We start from the raw sequence: 23,036 nt of genomic DNA, 5'->3' as shown, positions 1-23,036 counted from the left end.
AATTGATCACCTATTCCTGACAGGAAGCCTATATAATATTTACCCTGTTTCCTAAGTATTTGGAAAAGCCCTATGTTTTTTGACAAAAAAGAAGAAGCCAAACTCCTCACGCTCACGCGGGATGATGCCAACCATCCATTGGCGTCTTATTCTAAACTTGCGTTTGAGCTGGACGGCTTCGAGTGGCCGTCGGTCGAACATTATTATCAGGCGATGAAATTTGACGACGCCGAATACCGCGAACAAATCCGCAATGCACCCCACCCAGCTGAAGCAGCAAAGCTAGGCAAGAGTAAAAAACACAGCCGGCGCAAGGATTGGAAGAAAAACAGCGTGACCTATATGACCCGCGCCACCTACATAAAATGTCGCAGCCACACAGATGTGGCTCAACTGCTATTAGACTCGGGCGAGATTGAAATTAAGAACCTCAGCCAGTATGACTACTTCTGGGGCAGCGGCCGCGACATGCGGGGCGACAACACCTTTGGCAAGATGCTGATGGGCGTTAGAAAAAAACTGAGAGAAGAACAAAATCAGCTCCCATAGACACCAAGAAACGCCTTTTCACACCATCACTCATTTTCAATTGAAGTAACTTCATGAGCCCTACCAACCGCCGCGTCTGCCAAGCCCTTCTGTATGAGATAGGTGCGGTTGCCATGGTCACCCCAATACTCACTTTCGCCTTTGACGCCGACGTGTCTTCTACCCTGCCGCTGTCGGTAGTGATGGCGACCATCGCGCTAACCTGGAATTACCTGTTTAACGCGCTGTTTGAGCGCTGGGAAAAGAAACAAGTTGTTAAAGGCCGCTCATGGCAGCGACGCTTGGCTCATGGCGCAGGTTTTGAGGGTGGGTTGGTTATTGTTTTAGTACCGCTCACGGCATATTGGCTGAACATCACCATATGGCAGGCCTTGATTGCAGAGATCGGGCTGCTAATTACCTTCTTTTTCTACGCCATTATTTTTACTTGGTCATTCGACAAGGTCTTTGGCCTACCGGCCTCTGCACAGGCGACGGATGAATGAAACCAACACACAATAGTCCCGCGTTAAAATATTTGCAGGGCTACCCCGAGCATTTACAAAATCAAATCCGCACGCTTATCGACGAACAGCGCTTGGCCGAATATTTATCAAAGCGCTACAGCGGTCAGCACAGTATTCAAAGCGATAAAGCACTGTACGCTTATGTAAATACAATCAAGCAAGAAAACCTTCGCAGCGCGCCGCAAATTGATAAAGTACTTTTTGATAATCGCCTAGACCTCACCCACCGTGCACTGGGTTTACACACGGCAGTTTCGCGGGTTCAAGGCGGCAAGCTGAAGGCAAAAAAGGAAATCCGTATTGCGTCGTTATTCAAAGACGCGNCACCGGAATTTTTAGAGATGATTGTGGTTCACGAGCTGGCACATTTGAAAGAGCACGATCACAACAAAGCGTTCTACAAACTTTGTACCTATATGCTGCCCGACTATCACCAGCGCGAATTTGATTTACGGGTGTATCTAACGGCAAAGGATGTAGGGCAGATTTAACTCCGCCCTATATAACTTATGCTATTTCAAATAAAGCAGCGGCCCCCATACCGCCACCAATACACATGGTGACTACTACGTATTTAACACCTCGGCGTTTGCCTTCGATCAAAGCGTGGCCGNCCATACGCGCACCGCTCATACCAAAGGGGTGACCGATAGCAATTGCGCCGCCGTTCACGTTCAGTTTGTCGTTGTCGATACCGAGTTGATCACGGCAGTAAATCACCTGACAGGCAAAAGCTTCGTTTAATTCCCACAGACCTATGTCATCGACTTTTAGACCAGCACGTTTCAGCAATTTAGGAATGGCGAACACCGGACCAATACCCATCTCGTCGGCCTTGCATCCCGCCACTGCCATACCGCGATAAATACCAAGGGGCGCCAAGCCTTTTTGCTCAGCCAGTTTTCTGTCCATCACAACGCATGCTGACGCACCATCTGACAACTGCGACGCATTACCGGCGGTAATAAAGCGGCCCTGCTTAACCCACTGTCCGTCTTTAAATACCGGCTCCAGAGAGGAGAGGCTTTCAAGCGTGGTAGACGGACGGTTACATTCATCCGTCTCCAAAATAACGTCTTTAAAGGTCGTTTCTTTGGTGTCTTTGTTAAACACCGACATGCTGGTCGCAAAGGGTGAAATCTCCGCCTTAAACAAACCCGCCTGCTGGGCGGCGGCAACTCGCTGCTGACTTTGCAGTGAATAAATATCTTGAGCTTCACGGCTAATACCGTAGCGATCAGATACGATTTCAGCCGTTTCTAACATCGGAATATACGCAGTGGGGTCTATATCCAAAACCGTCTGCGACACGTTGCGGTAGCTATTTTTATGCTTAGTTTGCACCAGTGAAATAGATTCCAAACCACCGGCAACGGCGATATCAATTTCATTACACATAATCGACTTTGCAGCCCAAGCGATAGACATCAAACCAGACGAACACTGACGCTCAATCGCCATACCCGGCACGCTGTCAGGTAAACCTCCAGCCACTGCGCACAGACGCCCAAGGTTATAAGCCTGCGTACCCTGCTGCGCGGCTGCGCCAAAAATCACGTCTTCTACCGAGGCAGGATCAATACCCGCACGCTCCACCGCCGCGCGAACAACATGGCCACCCATGGCAGGAGCTTCGGTATTATTTAATGCGCCGCGGAAAGATTTACCCATTCCGGTACGTGCTGTTGAAACAATAACGGCTTCTTTCATTGTATTGATCCTTTTAAATTGAATAATTTAATTTTGGCCACTGCCATATACCAGCAGACCGAATTCGTCTGACGTCCGACGTCGGGCGTCAGACGAACATTAGGCTCTCTGCGATGAACAACTCACAATCTCGCCAGTCATATAGCTTGAATAATCTGAGGCGAGGAACATCATGATATTAGCCACTTCCCACACCTCGGCACCGCGACCATAGGCTTCGCGGCCTTCAAGTTCGGCGAGTAATTCTGCAGGCGCAGATTTTTTCAACATGGCGTGTACTGCCAACGACGGTGCCACAGCATTAATACGCACACCAAAGTCTGCAGCCTCTAATGCCGCACAGCGGGTTAACGCCATTACACCGGCCTTAGCTGCCGCATAATGAGCCTGTTCTTTTTGTGCGCGCCAACCGAGTACAGAGGCGTTATTCACAATCACCCCGTGACCACGCTCTTTCATGACTCGCATCATGTAACGAGTCATGCGCATGGTGCCATTTAGAGTCACGTCGATAACCTTATTCCACTCTGGGTCTTCCATCTCGATGAGCAGTTTTGTAGTGCCCAGGCCGGCGTTATTAATTAATACATCGACGCCACCCAGCAATTCCTCAGCGGTATTAATTAGCGCTTGCACGTCTTCTTCTATCGCAACGTTACCAACCTTACCATAAACCTGTTCACAACCAGTTTCCGCTTTGAGCTTTTCAACTGAGGCAGTTAAGCGACCTTCGTGAATATCGCTAATCACAATGCCGCGACAGCCCTCTTCAATCGCACGTTGCGCAGCCGAAAAACCAATACCGGCACCCGCTGCAGCGGTAATCAGAACTGACTTGCCTTTTAAAAGACCATGGCCTTTTACGTATTCTGGAACTTTGATGTTCATTGTTATCTCCGCTTAATGCTTGGCTATATGCTTGACGGGAAACGGGAGACGCTGAGCTGAAAGCGCAGCATTTCTCGACACCGGTATTATCCTGAAAAATTAATCATACTTTTTAATTTGTTATAGCTACCTACGCTAGATGAGATACGAAAAATGCAAAGGCAAGATCGATAAGGTTGGTTTTGAATTAGCGTCTCTCGTCTCCCGTCAAGCATCTCCCGTACAACTACGGCCTCAACTCCTTCGGCATTCCCAAACCACGCTCGGCAATAATATTGCGCTGAATTTGGTTGGTGCCGCCGTAAATCGTATCTGAACGAGTGAACAAGAATAGCGACTGCAAACGACTTAATTCATAGGGCGCATCGAGCAAAATATCTGCCTCGGCACCTAAGATATCCATCGCTAGCTCGCCTAGATCACGATGCCATGTTGCCCAATACAATTTGTAAATCAGCGCTTCTTTTTGCAGGCTACCATCGCCACTACTTCCCGACAGCATACGCATGCTGTTGTAGCGCATAATTTTTAAACCGATATGCGCATCGGCAATACGCTGCCGAATCACGGGATCTTGGGCGGCGCCGTTTTTCTTTGCTACAGCAATCACTTCATTTAGTTCGTTTTGAAAAGCCATTTGCTGGCCGAGGGTAGACACTCCCCGCTCATAACCTAACAAGCCCATCGCCACTTTCCAGCCCTCACCGGGTTGACCAACAATGTCGGTTGCTGCGCATTCGGCGTCGTCTAAAAACACTTCATTAAACTCAGACGTGCCCGTGATTTGTTCTATCGGTCTAACTGTGACGCCGGGTTGATCCATTTTTATAAGAAAGAAACCCAAGCCCTTATGGGCCTTCGATTCAGGATCAGTCCGCGCAATAACAAAGCAATATTCAGATTCATGAGCCAAGGAGGTCCAGACTTTCTGGCCGTTTAAAATCCACTTGTCACTCGCCTCATCAAAACGCGCCTTGGTTTTAACATTTGCCAAATCCGAACCCGCGCTTGGTTCAGAATAACCCTGACACCAAAATTCGGTGCCAGACAAAATGCCGGGGAGGTATTGCTGCTTTTGCGCTTCGCTACCAAAGGCAATTAAGGTTGGCCCCGCCAAACCCTCGCCAATATGGCCCATGCGGCCAGGCGCTCCGGCACGGGCGTATTCTTCAAAGAATATAACTTGCTGCTCAATCGACAAACCTCGGCCACCGTACTCTTTAGGCCAAGCCACACAGGTCCAGCCGCCTTCGGCTAATTTGCGTTCCCAGCGCTTACGCTCTCTCGGAAACATATGCTCATCACCAGGGCCGCCGCGAAACTTTAGCTGCGCAAATTCGCCCACCAAGTTATCGGCAAGCCATGTGGCAATCTCAGCGCGGAATTGTTCATCTTCGGGACTGAATTGTAGTTTCATGATGCAATGCTCGCTTTATGCTGGACGGGAGATGGGAGGCGCAAAAAATGGCTTCCCCTGCGTCTACCGTTTCTCATATTAAATCGCCAGTCGGATGTCGGGTGTCTGACGTCGGAGGTAAAGGCTATGTTCAGAGCCATCGTCCGACTTCCGACCTCAGACATCCGACTTCCGAATTCCGACTAATCAAGTAAAACTCCCGCCACTCGCTCACGGTGATAACTACTATTCCCCAGAAGGTGCTCACTGGCTTTTGCGCGTTTGAAATATAAATGCACATCGTATTCCCAGGTAAAGCCAACACCGCCATGCATCTGTAGGGCTTCACCCGCGTTTTTAAAATACGCTTCTGAGCAATAGGATTTTGCGATGCTGGCCGCCTCCGCAAGCTCATCCGCCAAGGGCCCAGAGGAGAGAGCGTCATCGGCGATACAGGCGGCGTAGTAGACCGCTGAGCGCGCGACTTCATTGCGCAGCATCATATCTGCCGCCTTATGTTTAATGGCTTGAAATCCCGCGATTGAGCGACCAAATTGATTGCGAGCTTTGGTGTAGTCCACGGTGATATCCAGCACTTGCTGCATACCGCCAGCCTGCTCTGCTGCCAAGGCTATAGTGGCTAAATCTAGTATTTTTGCGAGGGATTTTGCGGCAGTAGCAAACTCACCCATCAAAGTTTGTTTAGATAAACGCAGATTATTTAATTGAATACTGGCTTGGCGCCGACTTTGATCCATGGTCGGCAATAGGCTGCGCTGAATGCCGTCATTCTCGGCCTCGCAAACGAATAAGCTGATGCCGTCATCACCGCTACTACCCTCTTCTCGCGCAGCAAGAATTAAGTAATCTGCACTGTGTCCGTCAAGAACATAGCGATATTCGCCATTCAAAATAAGGTCATTGCCATCGTGACGATAACTCGCGTTTATGGCATTGGCGTTCCACACATTGCCACCGCAGTTAAAGGCAAGCGTCGCGGTTTTACCTTCGATTAGCTGGGGAAGAATTTCAGATTTTTGACTGTCGCTGCCGGCGATCAATAGCGCATTGGTGGCCATTGCAACAGTAGCGAGATAGGGGGAACACAGTAGGTAGCGGCCCATTTGTTCGAGCACGGCAACGAGCTCAACATAACCCAGCCCCATACCGCCGTACTGTTCTGGAATATGCAGGGCCTGCCAATACATCTCAGAACAGATACGTTGCCACAGCTCTGGGCTATAGCCGAGATCACTCGCCATGGCTGAGCGAATAGCAGCGCTAGTCGAGGCGTCCTTAAGAAAAGACGCCGCGGTGTCGCGAATCATTTCTTGTTCTTGCGTAAATGCGAATTCCATACTGTCTCCGAAAGTAGACAGCGATCTTCGTATTTACACAGCCAGTGACACCTTGCGCGCCACTAGCTAGCCGCGACTTATAGCCGCAGTTGCAAACGTACGAAAACGCCGTCTTCAAACTCAAATTCGCCGCCGTGGTCGTCGGCGTCAAATTCCATATTGCCATAGCCAAGTTGTATGGCGGAGTTTTGGAAAATAGTGAACTCCGCGCTTACCGACCATTCTTTATAACCGTCAATATCGCCAAAACCAGTAGTGTCCGGTGCGTAATACAAACCGCCACGCAAACGCACGATTTCATTTAGTGGCAAACTTAAATCGCCACCAAATGCCACTGCACCACCACTTATATCCGCATCGTCGGCTTCGATACCTATAGCTTTAACGCCAACTCGACCACTCAGCTCACCGCGCTGACCATTGGCAAACAAACCAAGTGCCACCATATCTGCGTCATCTTCATGGTGAAGCCAATCCAGTTGCGCACTACTTTCGGCACTGAGATCACCAGCCAAGGACACACCGAAACTGTCGTCGCCAAAACGAAAGGCAACACCGCCGGCAAATGCCGAATTACTTGCAATGGCTAATACAGTCGCTGCAATAAAAGGGGCTTTCATGGTCGTGATTCTCCTGATGTAAACGTCAAAGGATAAAATCAGCTACCATACACTTTCTGGGCGGGAACTGCCTCCGCAAAAAGTGTTTTTACTGCCTCACCGACCTCGGCCGGCGCCCAGCGCGCGCCTTTATCTACTTCAGGCCCTTTGCGCCAACCGTCAGCTAGAGAGATTTTTCCACCCTCCGCTTCAAACACACAGCCATTAACATGTGCAGACTCGCTGCTACCCAGCCACACTAGCAGGGAGGACACATTCTCTGGTGCCCAGAAGTCAAAACTATCATCATCTGGTTTGGCCATACGCGTCGCCATGGCTTCAACTGCCGTGGTCATATTAGTGCGCGCAGCAGGGGCGACTGCATTAGCGGTAATGCCGTAACGAGCCAGTTCTGCGCCTTGATTTAAGGTTAAAGCAGCAATGCCTGCCTTGGCAGCCGCGTAATTAGATTGGCCAACCGAGCCCTGTAGACCAGCACCCGAGGTAGTATTAATAATGCGCGCATCAACATCTTTGCCCTCTTTGGACTTGCCGCGCCAGTAATGAACAGCATGAGATGTGATGCAAAAATGGCCCTTCAAATGCACCGCCATAATGGTGTCCCATTCGGCTTCGGTCATCGACGCGAACATACGATCACGATTTACACCGGCGTTATTTAGCACAATGTGAAGATCGCCATAGGTGTCTATGGCCTGCTTTACGGCATTCAAGCTATCGTCGTAATTNGTAATATCAGAGGTATTCACCACCGCCTTACCACCAGCAGCGATAATGTCATTGACGACTTGTTGCGCCGCCGCTTCATTGATGTCGTTAACTACAACCGAGGCACCCTCAGCAGCAAATACCTTCGCATGCGCCGCGCCTAGGCCGCCACCAGCTCCGGTGATAATCACCACTCTGTTATTACAAATTCCCATTATTGTTTTTCCTCGTTTCCCGCTGAATGCTTGACGGGAGATGGAAAACGCAAAAACACAATTCTATCTTAGCGTCTTCCGTCTCCCATTCCGCGTCTCCCAATTAGAGCCTTTCTAAAATCGTCACATTCGCCTGACCGCCGCCTTCACACATCGTCTGCAAACCATAGCGACCGCCGGTGCGCTCAAGTTCGTGTAATAAGGTCGTCATTAATTTGGTGCCGGTTGCGCCAAGCGGATGCCCAAGTGCAATTGCCCCGCCATTTACATTAGTTTTGCCGTGGTCGTAGCCGGTTTCTTTTAGCCACGCTAATACCACCGAGGCAAAGGCTTCATTGATCTCGACTAGATCGATATCAGCTAAGGACATACCCGATTTTTTTAAAGCGTATTCCGTTGCTGAAATGGGCGCAGTTAACATCCAGATCGGATCATCGGCACGCACACTCATGTGATGAATACGTGCGCGGGGTGTTAAGTTATAGCGCTTAAGCGCAGTTTCACTCACTACCAGAACCGCACTTGAGGCATCGCAGGTTTGACTAGAAACCGCCGCTGTCACTTTGTCACAGCCAAATAAATAATCTAATTCCGCCATTTTTTCTAAGCTAGAATTACGCGGTGTTTCGTCCATCGTCACATCGCCGAAAGGAATGATCTCGCGATCAAAACGCCCCTCCAAGATGGCCTTTAATGCCCGCTGATGAGACTCATAAGAAAATAGTTCTAAGTCCTTACGCGACAAATTCCACTTATCTGCAATCATCTGTGCAGACTTAAATTGAGTCGGCGGCTCAGCGCCGTAACGCTCAACCCAGCCAGTCGAACCAGAAAACGGGTCGGTAAAACCCAGCTGTGAGGCTAATGTCATCGCCGAAGAAATAGGAATTTGGGTCATGGTTTGCACGCCGCCAGCGACAACCACATCCATGCAACCTGACATGATTGCCTGCGCAGCAAAATGCACCGATTGCTGAGAAGAACCGCACTGACGATCGATCGTCGTGCCCGGCACTTCTTGCGATAGCCCTGCAGCCAACCACGCACTACGAGCAATATCACCGGCCAAGGGACCGACCGTATCAACGCATCCGAATATGACATCGTCATATTCATTGTCGGGAATACCATTGCGCTCAACGATAGCCTTTAAAACATGCGCGCCTAAATCAGCACCGTGCACATGAGCAAGACCGCCTTTACGGCGCCCGGTAGGGCTGCGAACTGCGTCTACGATGTATGCTTCTGCCATGTTAAATCCTCTGCTCTTGTTTGCGTTATGCTGGACGGGAGACGGAAAACGCTAAACCCTCATCCCCGATGCATTACTTGATCTAAAAGTTAACTAGTGCTGTTTGTATTTAAGTAGCTAAAAAATAACTGAGGCAAACGCTGCTTTTGCATCTCCCGTCTCCCGTCCAGCATCTCCCAGCAGCTATGCCGCAAACGTATTCCCCGCACCTAGCTTGGCTTCATCACTAAACACAAACTCCGCCAAGCGCTGCTTATGAAAACCTGCGGTGCCGTAACTGCTGTTTAGTGCCCAAGCTCGCTTCATAAAAATATGTAAATCCACTTCCCAGGTGTAACCCATGGCGCCGTGAACCTGAATACTATTTTTAGCCGCCAAGTCCGCCACTTCACAGGCAACGACTTTGGCATGGCTAACATTTTGCGATGCGCTACTCAGTCCGTTTGCCAGCGCATAAGCGGCGCGATAAACCGGTGTTTTCGCGTATTCCAATTTGTAAGCAATATTGGCCATATGGTGTTTTACGGCCTGAAAACTGCCAATCGCAACGCCAAACTGCTTGCGGTCAGTGGTGTATTGCACCGAGATATCGATCATGCGCTGAGCAACACCAAGGGCCTGTGCGGCAGCGGCTAAAGCACCGCGATCCAGCGCAAATTTCACTAATTGTTTTGCCTTGTCGCCATCTGCTAATTTAAGCGCAGCATTTACATCAAATTCGACCGCAAATAATTTGCGACCCAGATCAATAGACTCGTTGCAGCGCAGCTCAAATGCGCCCGCTTCCACCGCGTATACCGCGCCTGCTTTTTCAAGAATCAATAGATCAGCGATATGTGCATCTTCAACGAGATTATTAATCTCCAAACCAACAACCGCTTTCGCTTCGCCGCTCGCAATTTTTGGCAACCACTGCTCAGCGAAAGCTGAATCGCCAAACTGCATAATGGTTGGCACTGCTACCAGCGCGCTATGAACCAGCGGCTCAGACAAAGCAACATAGCCCGCCTCCTGTGCGAGCAGAACAAAATCCAACTCGTTCATGCCCAAGCCACCATGGGCTTCAGGAACGGTGATACCCGTTAAACCCATCTCGACAAACTGCTTCCACAGCGCATCACTGCGACCAGACTCCGTTTGCCAAGCAGCACGAATTGACTCCGGTGTGACCTCGTTAACCAGAAAATCCCGCACTGATTCCTGAAACAGCAATTGGTCTTCGCTAAATGTAAAATCCATAAATCTTTCTCCGAGCTCTCGTCAAGAAATTGAGACAACCCAAAATTAATTTTTAATTTCTTTCAATATCTGTCGAGCCAAGCAGCGCAGATTTTTGTGCGCTGGCAAGGCAAAAATGCGCGCAGGGCGGGAGCGTATATTTAATACGTGACCAACCGAGCACATTTTTAACGCAGCCAGCGTGCAAAAAGATCGCTGCGTTCCCCGCAATAAATATTTTCGCTGCAGAGCAAGGCGAAATCGCGCGGAAGAAGGGAGCGTATAAGTAATACGTAACCGACTGAGCACGATTTCAACGCCGCTATGCNGTGAAAAGATCATTTCCGCGGCATACCTAACAGACGTTCTGCGATAATGTTGCGCTGTATCTCATTGGTCCCGGCATAAATCGGCCCCGACTGCGAGAACAACCATCCGTCTAACCACGCCCCAACATCACCTGCATCTGGCGCGTGTGGTACTAGCTCTGCTCGCGCACCTAAAATTTTCAAACCCAATCCGTGCATATGCTGATCGAGCTCAGACCAAAATATTTTATTGGTTGAGGCTTCCGCGCCAATCTTGCCGCCCTGCATTAGGCGACAGGCTGTTTGATAGGTTGTGAGTGCATAGGCTTCAGCGTCGAGGTATGCGCGCAAGACCGCATCACGAACAGCAGGATCTTGATCTGCACTTTCTTGATTGGCTTTGTATAAATTAACCAATCGTTTTGCAGTTTCTTGAAAGCGCGCTGGTGACCGCAGCATAAGCCCACGTTCAAATCCGGCGGTGGCCATGGCCACATTCCAACCTTCGCCCTCACCACCCAAGCGACAATCAACAGGCACTTTCACGTTGTCGAAAAATATCTCTGCAAAACCGGGCAAGCCATCTAGTTGGGGAATCGGACGAACGGTAATACCTTCTGATTCCAGCGGCACTAAAATAAACGTGAGTCCTTTGTGGCGCTCAGATGCCGGATCTGTTCTGAACATACCAAAACACCAGTCTGCCCAAACAGCGCGGGTAGACCATGTTTTCTGGCCATTAATTACGTAATGACTGCCGTCGTCGCTTAGCGTTGCCGTCGAGCGAATCGCGGCCATGTCTGAGCCTGCATTTGGCTCAGACCAGCCCTGACACCAGATATCTTTGCCTGTTGCCATACCGTTTAAAAAGCGCGTCTTCTGTTCGTCGGTGCCGTATTCCATTAAGGTCGGCCCGAGCAAGAAAATCCCGTTTTGATTTACCCGCAGCGGTGCGCGCGCTGCGTAATACTCTTCTTCAAAAATAAGCCATTGAAGTAAATCGGCGCCGCGTCCACCCATTTCCTCCGGCCAAGTGATCATGCCCCAGCGGCCTTCGTAGAGTTTTGCTTCCCACTCACGGTGCTGCTGAAAGCCTTCTTCGGTATCAAAAGATTTCAGCGGCTCAGCGGGCACATTGGCTGCAAGCCAAGCGCGGACTTCAGCGCGGAATGCGGTTTGTTCTTGGGTGTATTCAAGTTGCATGTCTTATCTCACGATTTGCTGAATGCTAGACGGGAGACGGGGAACGCTAAGATCGCTTTTTTGCATCTCCCGTCTCCCGTCACGCATCTCCCGCTGTCTTAGAACTTGGCATCGCGTTTTTCAACAAACGCATCTTTGGCTTCCTGCGAATCAGGATCTGCATAGGCCTCTTGAGTAAAGCCCTGCTCCCAGCGGTATTTATCTTCTAAGTTGCCGTCTTCAATGCCGTTTAATGCTTCTTTAGCGAGCTGAACCATACGCGGTGACTTCGCCGCCATTTTGCGGGCGATATCGCGAGCGGTATCTAATAGCTGTTCACGCGGTACAACTTTTTCTACCGCACCTAAACGATAAGCTTCTTGCGCATCTATCGGCTCGCCAGTGAAATACATGTAGCGCACTTTTTGAACGGGGAACATGCGTTGCAAATGCGCACCACCACCCATAGCACCGCGATCAACTTCAGGCACAGCAAAGGTCGCGCACTCAGACGCGACTAACACATCGGCTGCGCCGCTAATGCCAATCCCGCCACCTAAAACAAAACCATGAACGGCTACTATTACCGGTTTAGGATTGCGGTGAATCGCTTTAAAGGTGTCGTAATTACCTTTGTTTACTTTGGTGATCATCGCGCTATTGGCAGCGAGTTCTTTGATATCTACCCCAGCACAAAAGCCGCGACCTTCGGCGGCAATAATAATGGCTCGCACCTCAGGGTTTTCACCCAGTGCATTTAACTCGGCGGCAATCGCCAACCAACCAGCGCTGTTAAATGCATTTACTGGTGGATGATTAAAAATTAATTCGGCAACACCACCATCAATACGGGTAGAAAATGGCTGACTCATTATTATTTCCCCTGCGCCTGTAAACGCTGTAATTGGGCTTCGGCCTCGGCAACCAGACCGCTAATTAATTCTTCACAACTTACTATTTTATCGATAACACCAGCGACTTGACCGGATGGCAATACGCCATCATCGGGGCGCCCATCTACCATCGCTTTCTGAATAATCATCGGTGCATTCGCCGACATAATGGCTTGTGCTGGAGTCAGGTCACCGTCTTTACTCATCGCCAATGCGGATTTGAGTAAGCCGAAAATACTGGCGCCAGTGAATTTGCGAAACGCCAAACCATTGCGCAGTGCGATCACTAATTTTTTAAGATTTCCCGCGCGCTCTAACTCACCTAAAAAGCGGTTTAGAATCATGCGCTGCTGAATACCGTCTAAGGCTTGCGAGACGATAATCTCAGCGGGATTTTTACAATCTAAGTAACGCTGCTTAGTCGCTTCAGGGACTGGGCTTTCCTTGGTCAATAAAAACCGCGTGCCCATGGCGATGCCATCAGCACCAAAAGCCATAGCGGCAATTAAGCCGCGACCATCTTTAAAACCACCCGCGCCTAGCACCGGCACCTGCGCACCAACAGCGTCTACAACTTGTGGAAGCAGCAAGGTCGTCGGTACTGAACCGGTGTGACCGCCACCCTCGCCACCTTGAACAGTGACGGCATCGGCTCCCATTTCTACCGCTTTAATCGCATGTTTGGGTAAGCCTATAGTCGGCATACACACAACGCCTGCATCTTTCAGCTTGGCGACCATGTCCTTGCCCGGTGAGCGCGAATAACTGACCGCCTTCACTTTATGCTTAATAACAAGGTCTACGATCTCAGCCGCATTGGGCTGATACATATGGAAATTGACGCCGAAATTTGCCTCGGTCAATGACTTAACTTTGAGAATATCGGCTTCCATTTGCGACGGCGGAATCGTTGCCCCCGCCAAAAATCCAAAGCCACCCGCATTGCCAGTGCCGGCCACCAAATGTGGATCTGCCACCCAACCCATCGCGGTTTGAATAACGGGGTAGCGGCAGCCGAGGAGTTCGGTAATGCGGGTGTTAAGTAGGTTAGACATGATATTCAGCCTTTGGCTTCACGGTCTGAAGACTGACGTCAGACGTCGGGCGCAATACCATCGTCAGACATCCGTCTTCCGACGTCCGACTCACAACCGCACTCCCGCTGGATTATCCTTCAGCTGCTTGCTACGCAAATTATGCGGATCGATCTGACGGATAACTGCCAACTGTTCTTCTGTGGGCGCAGTAGTTGTCGCAATCGTATCTGGTACATGCACCTCGAAACCAGTGTTAGCAACAACCTCTTCAACGGTCACACCGGGGTGTAAACTCACAATCTGCATTTGGCGCTCAGGGCCGTTAAAATCGAACACACCTAGGTTGGTATACACACAGCGCAAATCGATTTCGTCAAAGCTATACCCCTTTGGCAAACGCGCCGGATTAAAACCAATGGTGCACACCACATCGCATTCGCCATCGATAAATACGCGAGGCCCATGAGCCGGCACCATATAGCTATTGGCATGACAAATTGAGTTACCCGGGAAACCGCGCACGCCTAACATTTGCACTTTGGGTTTTTGGTAGTCGCCGCCCATGGCAGAAATATTGGCCTGACCGAAGCGGTCAATTTGAGTTGGCCCGCCAGTAAGATGACGACGACCGCTCCAGACGTTGTCGAAGATACGGCTAAAGCCCATCCAGTTTTCGTTCATTTGCACAAAGTCATCGGGGCGCTTGCCGACTGGGTTCGGCGTCGACAAAATCCACGCCTCAGAGTCGGTCATCATAATGCCAGGATTGGTGGTCAGCATCGCAAGGCTAGCGGCAATGCGCTGCAATACACCAATGCCGGTTACCAGTACTTCGCCGTCGTGCTCGTAGGCCGCCGCATTCGCGCAAATCATTAATTCTGCCAAACTGTAATCGCTTGCAGGTGTAGTCATCATGTCCTCTCCTATTAACCGATCGAGACCTTTGAACGATTGTTATTTCGCCCTCTGGCGGCGTCGCCTAAGAGCGCCTACTTTTGGCAAAATCGTACTCAATCGATCATTTATGTTTTGTTTATAAACTCTCTCATTCCGTGCGATTTTTCCTTACCAGAAAGCAAAATTCCGGCTCGTGCACAGGTCTCGATTAATAGACGGGTTGCGGCAATTTACGAATGGCATCTAAGCCGCCAACTTTGGCCTGATACTCTTCCTCGCTGCCGTCTTTAATGTACTTATCAAAATAGGCAGCAAAGCCACCCTCTTTGGCAGACGCGTTGTATTCCTGAAAGTGGGGAATATCAAAACCGTAATTGGGGCTGCACGAAGACGGATGTGCACCACCCGGAACTGCTGCCACCCCAGTGGTGAAGTTGCGTTCCCAAAACACCAAGCGCGCCTCTGCCGGATCGGCGAACGCCTCAGCGCCGACTATCTCTTCGCACGTCACGTAGGTTTTGTCAGCGGCACGCACAAACCAGTCATCCATATGGTGATCTGGTGCTTTAATTTGGCAAACACCGCGCACATCAGCACGATCAACATGAACCAGAGCAACATCTAACTTCAAGGCTGGCATTGCCACCCATTCTTTATCGTCATACGGGCTATCGATCACTTTAATATCGGGATTGAACTTGATGACATCAGTACCCAGACCAATTTTGGTCGGGATAAACGGGCAACCCCAAGCCGCAGCACGCAGGCCAAGCAACATCATGCCCTCATCGATTTCCATCACCTCTAATTCGCCGCTCTGACGCGCAGCACGGAAGTAAGGCTCTAAAGGAATAAAATCTAAAGACACAAAGGCAAACACCAATTTGCGAACCTTACCCGCCGCACACAACATACCCACATCGGCGCCGCCATAGGCGACAATGGTCAAGTCCTTTAAATCAGAATTAAGAATCGCGCGAATCAACGCCATCGGCTTGCGGCGCGGCCCCCAGCCACCAATACCAATGGTCATACCATCACGCAGTTGGCCGACAATCTCCTGCAGACTCATTTGCTTATTCACGACAACTCCTTGAATTTTTACAACAACGTGATGCGCTAGTACCAAAAACTCGGGATTTAACGCATCAGAATTACGATATACGTAAATATAACACCAAATTATTATGCAAAACATTAGTTGTCGTCAGATATGCTTGCGAGCTAAGCCGTTTGAGGTAGGTAATGAGTATAGCCAATGTTTTTGGGGATTTTCGTCGGGCGGAGCCACGGGCTGGGAAGGCGGGACTCGGGGTCGGAGGTCGGAGGTCGGAGGTCTGAAGCCTACATCGACCACGCGCCCACTACACCTCGTCATACTCGGCCACGACCGAGTATCCAGGTGAGCGACAGCGAATGTCTTTGATATTGTTGAACTCCGAAGCAGCACAGAGCCCGAAAGCCTACATCGACCAAGCGCCCACTACACCTCGTCATACTCGGCCACGACCGAGTATCCAGGTGAGCGACAGCGAATGTCTTTGATATTGTTGAACTCCGAAGCAACTCAGAGCCCGAGGACTATGGATCCTCGATCGGGGTCGAGGATGACGGCTTAATGGTAGGAATTCAGACCATACGTGACTAAAACCGAGGCGTCTCTCCCCCTACTACACCTCGCCACACTCGACCAAAACCGAGATATCTACACTCCCACTGCACGTTGTCATACTCAGCTAAAACCGAGGCACCCCAACACACCCCGTCATCCCCGACCCCGATCGGGGATCCAGATGAGCGACAGCGAATGCCTTTAACGTCAGACATCCGCCCCCCGACGTCCGACAAAACCTATACGCCGCCGCTCAATACCAAGCCTCAATTATTAAAACGCACCGGCTCTTTACCTTTATTACTAATCACCACCGTTCCGGCAATTTTGTCGTGCCAGCCCTGTTTGCGCCTATCTAACCCCACCCACACAAAGCCCAGCATCAAGACCATTGCCGACAGGTAATAGCCCAAATACCGCACAATCCACTGGGTGACAGAGGGTTTCTCGCCCGTTTTGGCATCAACAATCGCCAGCTTCAAAATCAGTTTACCGGGGGTTGCCGATTTATAGACCCAAAACAACATAACCACGATGGCTGGCAAGATATAGTTAATAACGATATTCCAGCCACCCGGCACCTGCAGCGTTTCAAAGGACATAGTCGACATATGCATGCCCTCACCCTCTACGCTAGACCATTGCGCGTCGCCAAGAGTGAGCGCAATCAAGGGCAGAAGCAGAAGACCAAAAAGAAAGGTATCAATGATTGATGCCAACACCCGAACCCAAAATCCGGCATACTCAAGCTGCTGATCTGTACCCTGCGGGGTGTTTTCCATAATGACTCCATAGATAGATTGTCGCTAGTGATCGCTAACGTAATGTGAATTGCCGTGCAGTGCAAATAGCCATGAAAACCCAGTCCACTGCGATTACCCTATCGTCAGCACTACCGTGTAAGCGCTAATATTACGGCGAGGCCCCAAATACTAAACCCTTGGAATACTGCCAGATGGAACTGACATCGCTACAAGCCTACGATATTGAAAAAGCCTTGATCAAAGGCAGAACCATTGACGCCGTTAAACTTTATAGAGAAGGCACGGGCTGCGACTTACGTACCGCAAAGACAGAAATTGATAAAAGGCTAGCGTCACTCAAAACCCAAAAGCCTCATTATTTTAACGACCTTTCGCCCACCCACGCCGAGCCAGCAAAACCAAAGATCAGCAAAGCCTTTTTAGTGAAGTTTCTATTGATTGATGCCCTGATTTTCGGCGGCCTGATTTATTATTTTTTCCTAAGCGATAACAGCTCTCCCGCACCACGCGACGCAAACCAATCAGCCCAATATGAACAAAAAGTACCGGCAAGCAAGGGGCGGCCTAAATCAGCGTCTCTACCAAGCCACGTCGACACCAGCACTTACACCGCAACGCTCTCGCCTGAAGACAGCTTCGATTCGCTATACAACACCAAGCTTTCCAATACCGCTTATATCCGCCGCAAAAGCTCGCCCAATAGCAGCAGTTACGACAGCAGTAACATCGAACGAAAAATCAAAACTGCACGTAGCCAACTCGCCATGCAGCGCACTGCACCAATAGGTACGTCGCCGGCCACCATCAAACAAAGCGACCGCCAAGCGACTTTAGATGGCGTAATAGATAGCGACGAATGGACAGATGCCACCCGCATTATTGTTAACGAAGAATCCAATACCACGCTTTACCTTAAAACAGACGGCCAGTGGCTTTTTATTGCCTGCGATACACCCCAAGAAAAAAGCCCGCAGGGCTACGATCAATTACGCGTTTATTTCCACGCCGGTCTTAGCACAAATCTCGTCAATGAGCGCATACATATTGGTCGGGCAAGCGGTGTTACCAGCATTCGCCAAACCAACTTCCGCTGGACGGGTAGCCCGCCCGAGAATAACGACGAGCGCTGGAAGAAATACGCCATAAGCGACTGGGGAATTTACCGTCACGCCTACGGCGGATCATCTATGAGCAGCGGACATCGACAGTACGAAGCGGCAATTCATCTCGGCGAAGCTGGCCTGCACCCCGGCGTACCGTTCACCCTATATGCCGAAGTGGAAACCGATCCTTTAAAGAATGATCAAGGTAAGTTTGTTGAGCGGCAGTATTTAGGGGAACTAGGCGGCCAGCAGAATCCTGTTTGGATGGTGTTTTAAAGTGACGTTGTTTCGGTTTTCGCAGCAGAAGAATGATATTAGTTATTTAGCGGACTTATTTCCTGTCGGTGAAATGCTTCGACTATGCATAAATCATAAATCAAAGACCTGACCCCATTGATTGTACCTGCACTAAAGCAGTCTGGGTGGGTTGTGCTCGCAACTAACGCCTTGCATGAGGGGCGCAGTTGTAGCGGAGCCCGAAGGGCGTAGCGAAAAGTGCGTCCCACTCCATGCAATTGTTAGATGCCATTACTCGCAACACTTGCCTTCCTGTATTGGAGGGCATTTAATCGTACCAAAGCTACAAAAAACACAACAATCTCCCGCATTTGGTTTTAGGACCCTTTTGCAGGACTCGCAGTCATAGAAATATTGGCATGCGTCAGTTGGCATGGTTTCTGTTTTTTGATGACCACAGTGGGGGCATGTGATTTCCGATTGAAGCACTATGCCTGTGCTACGCATTGATTACACCTCCTAGCTTCCAAAGTGTTCCAAATGGCAGCAACCATCAGCCCAACCAGCGCAGAGTACAGTAGCCATCCCAGTAGCGAAATGTTGTAAACAACCACCAATGCACCAAAGCACACTACGGTTAAGGCTAATGGCCCGTACTTGCCATGTTTCCGAAATGACAGAAACGCGCCGAAAACTGCCAGCAGGCCGAATATTTGCACGATGTACGCAATGTGCTCGGAGTAAGGCAGTAAAGCAGATAAACCGACTGTGCTGGCAACGGAAGCAAGAAACGGAAGGCAGCAAGGAGCCGCAGCGGCTACCGCTGACACACTACTTCCGACACCACCAAAACTTAGAAGGGATTCTTTCATGGCATGAGACCTTGACTATTAAGACACGGTCAGTGTAAATCCCGTACCTAAGTACGGCGTCAATTCTTTTCTTCGATCAGGCTCTCTATGATGGGGCATCCCTCATAAGGCTTGCGATCTTTGCAACTGGCAACGGCTTGCTCCAAGACAGCTTCGATTTTGGCAAGATCATTCAATTTTTCACGCACCAGCAACAACTTCCGGTTAGCTACGCTCTCGACCTCCGCGCAATCGTATGCTGAAAGCTCAAGCAGGGAGGAAATTTCCGACAGCGTGAACCCAAGCGCTTGAGCGCGCTTGATGAAATACAGACGATCACGGTGAGACGTCGAGTAGTGCCGGTTCTCGCCGTATGGGCGCTCCGGAATATCCAGAAGCCCCCGCCGCTGATAGTAACGAACCGTCTCGACCGAAACTCCTGCACTTTTAGCAAGTTCACCTATTCTCATGATCATGGATGGCGTCTAACGCCCACGCCAGGGGCGGGCAAAATGGAGCGCGTTTTTGTGCAAGACTGAGCGAAGCGATTGCAAAAAAAGGTGCGGAGCTTTGGCTGTCCCGCCGCGATTTTCAGCGGCTAACTGCGCGTGCTTGTTATGAGAGCAGTCCATCTATGGCCTCCGATAGGCTCGGCAAGGTAGATATGTAAAATGGGATATTTCCCTCTAATGTAATTTCCTTTAGAAACAGCATCTTGTTTGGATCGAAGGCAATGCGGTAGACGGAGTCGCTTTCTCCGTTGTGTTCAGTTATCAGGTAGCAACTGCACCAACTCTGCGCCCCTGGGTCAGTACTCAATTCTACGAGCTTTGGATATATCCGGTGATTGTTAAAACACTCCAAGTCCACCTCGGGCACCTGAGTCATTCTAGACAGCTCATCTTCGATGATATTTTCAACATCTTGCTCGATCACTGGCTTCTCTCATAACGCTTGGCACAGCGGCCCGAGGTACGAGCGTCCGGCGCCGTAGGCGCGTACTGCTGCAACTTGTTAGGCATTTGACGCTCGAGCAACACTATTTACGTGCTTTGCGACCCAAAGAACAAAAGCTATTTCGATAGCTGTCATGTAAATAAGATCAATGTTGGTAGTTTCATCCGGAATGCCCCCCATATAAATCTCTTGCAGGGTAAAAACAACCACCATGGTTGGTATCATTAGCAAGACAAACATACGCACAAAAACCACCCAGCTAATTGACAGGTATCGAATTAAGAAATCCTTTCCATTATCACCACCGTTGCACTTATAGATAAAGAAAAGCCCAATCAATGTAACTAGCCCGGCGGTAACTCCTGACCATGTATCAATGCTATTCGGATTTGAGTATTGAATCATTGCTAATGCGTAAAGAATTGAAGATGCAACCAGGTATTTAAACACCTCTCTTTCCGGCATATTTCCGGCGACTAACTCTTCATTTAATTTATCTATTTTCCAGATGTACATTACTTCTCCTTGTGGATGCCTAACGCCGTAAGCAGGCGCGCCGCTTTTTGGCGTCGCCCTGCCTTACCTTGTTAAATGTTGCTGGATTTCTGCTACAGAGTTAAACATGCCATGTCCTTCTACGTATCCTACATTTGGCAGAAATTCTAGGAGGTCCAGCCCCTCCGGAAACGGCCGCAAATCGTACACGCCAGAAACGACTGTGAAGCTGCCCCGCTTATTTGGCTTTGAGAATACTACCTCTAAGCTAATGCCGTGCTCGTCCCAGAATAAACATTCTCCGTTTTCAACGTCGATTCCCTCGCAAGCAGCAATAGCCGCTTCTTTTGATTCGAATACTTCAAGACCTCGGTCGTCTGTGGAAAAAACGAAAATCTTCATAGACATTTAACAGTTTATTATAACGACTCAGGCCATATATCACTTTGGCCCCTTATCACGAAAGTGGCTTTTACGTTGATTGAAAATTTTCAGGGAATTCAATGATATAGCGACCTCACTATTAGCGAGCGCCGGTCAAACGAAGACTACTTCCCTTTATTTCTGCCAAACGTTCCTTTCCCTTGATCATATCGCGTTTTTTATAAATTTCAATGAGTTAAGTAATCCACCTAGGAGTTAATGGGAATGACGCTACTGTTCACGACGTTTTAATCGGCGAGAACAGCTAACGCCAACTACTGACCACCAATGACAACTCGATCATCTTCTGTGTAAACAAGCTGCCAAATCTTAGTTGAATCAATACAACCTAAAGCTCACTACAATCGCGTCGCAGTAATCGGCTGCGCCAGTATCCACAGACCAAAACAGGTAAAGATGACCATCAGCACTAACATCGGTAATTGACTCAGCGCCGCTTGCCGGCGCTGTGGAAATAGCATTTGTGCCTCTTTGTGCGCCAAGTAAACACTCACCACATGACCAAACAATATTAGCCCAACCTGTATATGCCAAACCCAGTCCATATTCGGTGCCACCGACGTGGGGCGCCAATGTGCAGTGCCAAACACATTCCACCCAAAGCCGAATGGGTCTGACACAAGCCGCAGGATCATCACCCCCTGACTACTCACCAAGGTGTAGTAATGAGTAATGTGGTATACCAATGCGATGGGTAGTAATGAATAACAAAATCGTAGCGCCAAGACCCGTAAGGACGCCTGAAATTTTGTCAGCCGCCGCACCAGCGCCAAGAAAATATACAATACCGCAAGATAAAACAGCGGAGACAAAAACAACACACTGCTTTCAAAGATCCTATGTATTATTTTTAGTACGGGATAAGCCTGAACTATATTTTGGCTGTTAATTTCTCGATATATGCCCGCAAGGTCTTGCCAATAAAATGTTGCCCATATATTGGTCTGATGCAAGCCATCAAATGCGGTTGAAGAGAGTAGAAACAACACGAACAACACTTCACTCATTGAGGATGCTTGGCCGCGCTGAAGACCTGAAAACGGGGGCCTGATAATGACGTTATGACGCTGACTCTTTGCCGCATTGAGATGAATTGAGATAGGCGCAATTTTAGATATTAGCGAGAACAATACTCCAAAAAACTCACCCTGTTTAAACCACACTTTACTACCGAGCAACCATGCCGCCACAATGTTTAACAGGCCGTAGGCCATCAAACCGTAGGCTAGCTCTCTGGGGCCGCTTTCGCCAAACAGCTCAAACCAAATAAACCCCATATACAGAAATAATGCTGGCCAATAAGACAAGCATTGCGGATAGGGAATGCGCCCAGAAAAATCAATTTTAAAACAACGGGCCAATATGCAAACCAAGGTTTGCCAAGGGTTTATAAGTGGATATAGATCACCCACAAAAGCACTAAAATAGCTAAAACCTAAAACAAATATGATCCAAAAAAAGGTCATATTGAAATTCATATAGGCGTTGGCAGTGCCCCACAAACCGCTGGCAATACACAGCAGCAAGGCGCAAAAACTTAAAACACGAAAAATAAAAACGACGCCGAGCGGCAATTCAAACAGGACTTTAGAATAATCGCTAGGTTCTAACAGAGGATCTGACTGTTCATTTCTGGGTTGTCTCGCCAGCAAAGCCACCAGCAAGAATGAAAGTATTAAGGCCGCAGAGCAGCCCCAAGCATACAACCAGAAAGGCACGGGTAAGGTATAAAGCGTACCAAAGGAATGGGCCGAGCTCGGCAGTGCAAAACCAAGTAAACCCAGTGCAAGAAAAACCTGAGCTAGCGATTTTTTCATACTGAGCTTACACAGCATA

25 protein-coding genes are annotated in these 23,036 nt (G+C 49.4%); 4 read left to right on the top strand and 21 right to left on the bottom strand.

Annotated features, from left to right (window positions below; translation table 11 throughout):
- Positions 1-72: 72 nt before the first annotated feature.
- The 3 genes from GVJ32_RS06465 to GVJ32_RS06455 are packed head-to-tail and all read left to right on the top strand — an operon-like array spanning position 73 to position 1,546.
- The gene (locus tag GVJ32_RS06465) at positions 73-549 is read left to right on the top strand and encodes an NADAR family protein (protein WP_159239216.1); all 477 of its coding nucleotides are present in this window, start codon (positions 73-75) and stop codon (positions 547-549) included.
- Between the two features lie 53 nt (positions 550-602).
- The gene (locus GVJ32_RS06460) at positions 603-1,034 is read left to right on the top strand and encodes a PACE efflux transporter (protein ID WP_159239215.1); all 432 of its coding nucleotides are present in this window, start codon (positions 603-605) and stop codon (positions 1,032-1,034) included.
- The gene (locus GVJ32_RS06455; protein ID WP_159239214.1) at positions 1,031-1,546 is read left to right on the top strand and encodes a M48 metallopeptidase family protein; all 516 of its coding nucleotides are present in this window, start codon (positions 1,031-1,033) and stop codon (positions 1,544-1,546) included. The genes GVJ32_RS06460 and GVJ32_RS06455 overlap by 4 nt, the downstream gene beginning before the upstream one ends.
- Positions 1,547-1,562: 16 nt before the next feature.
- Here GVJ32_RS06455 and GVJ32_RS06450 read toward each other — a convergent pair whose 3' ends face one another.
- The 14 genes from GVJ32_RS06450 to GVJ32_RS06385 form a co-directional block, all read right to left on the bottom strand.
- Positions 1,563-2,765, bottom strand: a complete 1,203-nt coding sequence (locus GVJ32_RS06450) for an acetyl-CoA C-acyltransferase (RefSeq protein WP_159239213.1) — start codon at positions 2,763-2,765, stop codon at positions 1,563-1,565.
- Between the two features lie 99 nt (positions 2,766-2,864).
- Entirely contained in the window at positions 2,865-3,653 is a 789-nt protein-coding gene (locus GVJ32_RS06445) for an SDR family oxidoreductase (protein WP_200841351.1), read from the bottom strand.
- A 226-nt stretch (positions 3,654-3,879) separates the two neighbouring features.
- Entirely contained in the window at positions 3,880-5,070 is a 1,191-nt protein-coding gene (locus GVJ32_RS06440) for an acyl-CoA dehydrogenase family protein (protein ID WP_159239212.1), read from the bottom strand.
- A 182-nt stretch (positions 5,071-5,252) separates the two neighbouring features.
- The gene (locus GVJ32_RS06435) at positions 5,253-6,407 is read right to left on the bottom strand and encodes an acyl-CoA dehydrogenase family protein (protein ID WP_159239211.1); all 1,155 of its coding nucleotides are present in this window, start codon (positions 6,405-6,407) and stop codon (positions 5,253-5,255) included.
- A gap of 77 nt (positions 6,408-6,484) precedes the next feature.
- On the bottom strand, positions 6,485-7,027 hold the full coding sequence (locus GVJ32_RS06430) for a YfaZ family outer membrane protein (protein WP_159239210.1): 543 nt from the start codon (positions 7,025-7,027) through the stop codon (positions 6,485-6,487).
- 38 nt (positions 7,028-7,065) lie between these two features.
- The gene (locus GVJ32_RS06425) at positions 7,066-7,950 is read right to left on the bottom strand and encodes an SDR family oxidoreductase (protein ID WP_159239209.1); all 885 of its coding nucleotides are present in this window, start codon (positions 7,948-7,950) and stop codon (positions 7,066-7,068) included.
- A 103-nt stretch (positions 7,951-8,053) separates the two neighbouring features.
- On the bottom strand, positions 8,054-9,202 hold the full coding sequence (locus tag GVJ32_RS06420; protein ID WP_159239208.1) for an acetyl-CoA C-acetyltransferase: 1,149 nt from the start codon (positions 9,200-9,202) through the stop codon (positions 8,054-8,056).
- A gap of 183 nt (positions 9,203-9,385) precedes the next feature.
- Positions 9,386-10,441: an acyl-CoA dehydrogenase family protein gene (locus GVJ32_RS06415; RefSeq protein WP_159239207.1), complete on the bottom strand. Its 1,056-nt coding sequence runs from the start codon at positions 10,439-10,441 to the stop codon at positions 9,386-9,388.
- Between the two features lie 317 nt (positions 10,442-10,758).
- Positions 10,759-11,931, bottom strand: a complete 1,173-nt coding sequence (locus GVJ32_RS06410; protein WP_159239206.1) for an acyl-CoA dehydrogenase — start codon at positions 11,929-11,931, stop codon at positions 10,759-10,761.
- A gap of 98 nt (positions 11,932-12,029) precedes the next feature.
- Positions 12,030-12,782, bottom strand: coding sequence for an enoyl-CoA hydratase family protein (locus GVJ32_RS06405; RefSeq protein WP_159239205.1), 753 nt, complete (start codon positions 12,780-12,782; stop codon positions 12,030-12,032).
- A gap of 2 nt (positions 12,783-12,784) precedes the next feature.
- Positions 12,785-13,858, bottom strand: coding sequence for an NAD(P)H-dependent flavin oxidoreductase (locus GVJ32_RS06400; protein WP_159239204.1), 1,074 nt, complete (start codon positions 13,856-13,858; stop codon positions 12,785-12,787).
- Between the two features lie 90 nt (positions 13,859-13,948).
- The gene (locus tag GVJ32_RS06395) at positions 13,949-14,755 is read right to left on the bottom strand and encodes a CoA-transferase subunit beta (protein ID WP_235035063.1); all 807 of its coding nucleotides are present in this window, start codon (positions 14,753-14,755) and stop codon (positions 13,949-13,951) included.
- Positions 14,756-14,945: 190 nt separating this feature from the next.
- Positions 14,946-15,821: a CoA transferase subunit A gene (locus GVJ32_RS06390; RefSeq protein ID WP_159239203.1), complete on the bottom strand. Its 876-nt coding sequence runs from the start codon at positions 15,819-15,821 to the stop codon at positions 14,946-14,948.
- A 794-nt stretch (positions 15,822-16,615) separates the two neighbouring features.
- A complete protein-coding gene (locus GVJ32_RS06385) occupies positions 16,616-17,131 on the bottom strand; it encodes an RDD family protein (RefSeq protein ID WP_159239202.1) in 516 nt (171 codons plus the stop codon).
- Between the two features lie 173 nt (positions 17,132-17,304).
- Between GVJ32_RS06385 and GVJ32_RS06380 the strand changes: the two genes are divergently transcribed.
- Positions 17,305-18,492, top strand: a complete 1,188-nt coding sequence (locus GVJ32_RS06380) for a hypothetical protein (protein WP_159239201.1) — start codon at positions 17,305-17,307, stop codon at positions 18,490-18,492.
- Positions 18,493-18,744: 252 nt separating this feature from the next.
- Here GVJ32_RS06380 and GVJ32_RS18395 read toward each other — a convergent pair whose 3' ends face one another.
- From GVJ32_RS18395 to GVJ32_RS06350, 7 genes are all read right to left on the bottom strand, one after another.
- Entirely contained in the window at positions 18,745-18,960 is a 216-nt protein-coding gene (locus GVJ32_RS18395; RefSeq protein WP_084638734.1) for a GDCCVxC domain-containing (seleno)protein, read from the bottom strand.
- Complete coding sequence (locus GVJ32_RS06370; RefSeq protein WP_103685823.1) at positions 18,942-19,325, bottom strand: MerC family mercury resistance protein; 384 nt, start codon at positions 19,323-19,325, stop codon at positions 18,942-18,944. Before GVJ32_RS06370 ends, GVJ32_RS18395 begins: the two co-directional genes overlap by 19 nt.
- Before the next feature lie 59 nt (positions 19,326-19,384).
- On the bottom strand, positions 19,385-19,780 hold the full coding sequence (locus GVJ32_RS06365) for a MerR family transcriptional regulator (RefSeq protein ID WP_035525842.1): 396 nt from the start codon (positions 19,778-19,780) through the stop codon (positions 19,385-19,387).
- Between the two features lie 139 nt (positions 19,781-19,919).
- A complete protein-coding gene (locus tag GVJ32_RS18315; protein ID WP_235035061.1) occupies positions 19,920-20,240 on the bottom strand; it encodes a hypothetical protein in 321 nt (106 codons plus the stop codon).
- A 78-nt stretch (positions 20,241-20,318) separates the two neighbouring features.
- Entirely contained in the window at positions 20,319-20,777 is a 459-nt protein-coding gene (locus GVJ32_RS06360) for a hypothetical protein (RefSeq protein WP_159239200.1), read from the bottom strand.
- Positions 20,778-20,840: 63 nt separating this feature from the next.
- Positions 20,841-21,158, bottom strand: coding sequence for a hypothetical protein (locus tag GVJ32_RS06355; protein WP_159239199.1), 318 nt, complete (start codon positions 21,156-21,158; stop codon positions 20,841-20,843).
- A gap of 380 nt (positions 21,159-21,538) precedes the next feature.
- A complete protein-coding gene (locus GVJ32_RS06350) occupies positions 21,539-23,017 on the bottom strand; it encodes a hypothetical protein (RefSeq protein WP_159239198.1) in 1,479 nt (492 codons plus the stop codon).
- Positions 23,018-23,036 lie beyond the last annotated feature (19 nt).

Origin of the sequence: Zhongshania aliphaticivorans, assembly GCF_902705855.1 — a bacterium.
GTDB classification, from domain to species: domain Bacteria; phylum Pseudomonadota; class Gammaproteobacteria; order Pseudomonadales; family Spongiibacteraceae; genus Spongiibacter; species Spongiibacter aliphaticivorans_B.
The sequence above is the reverse complement of the archived record's forward strand: the minus strand, read 5'-3'. Positions and strand labels throughout refer to the sequence as shown.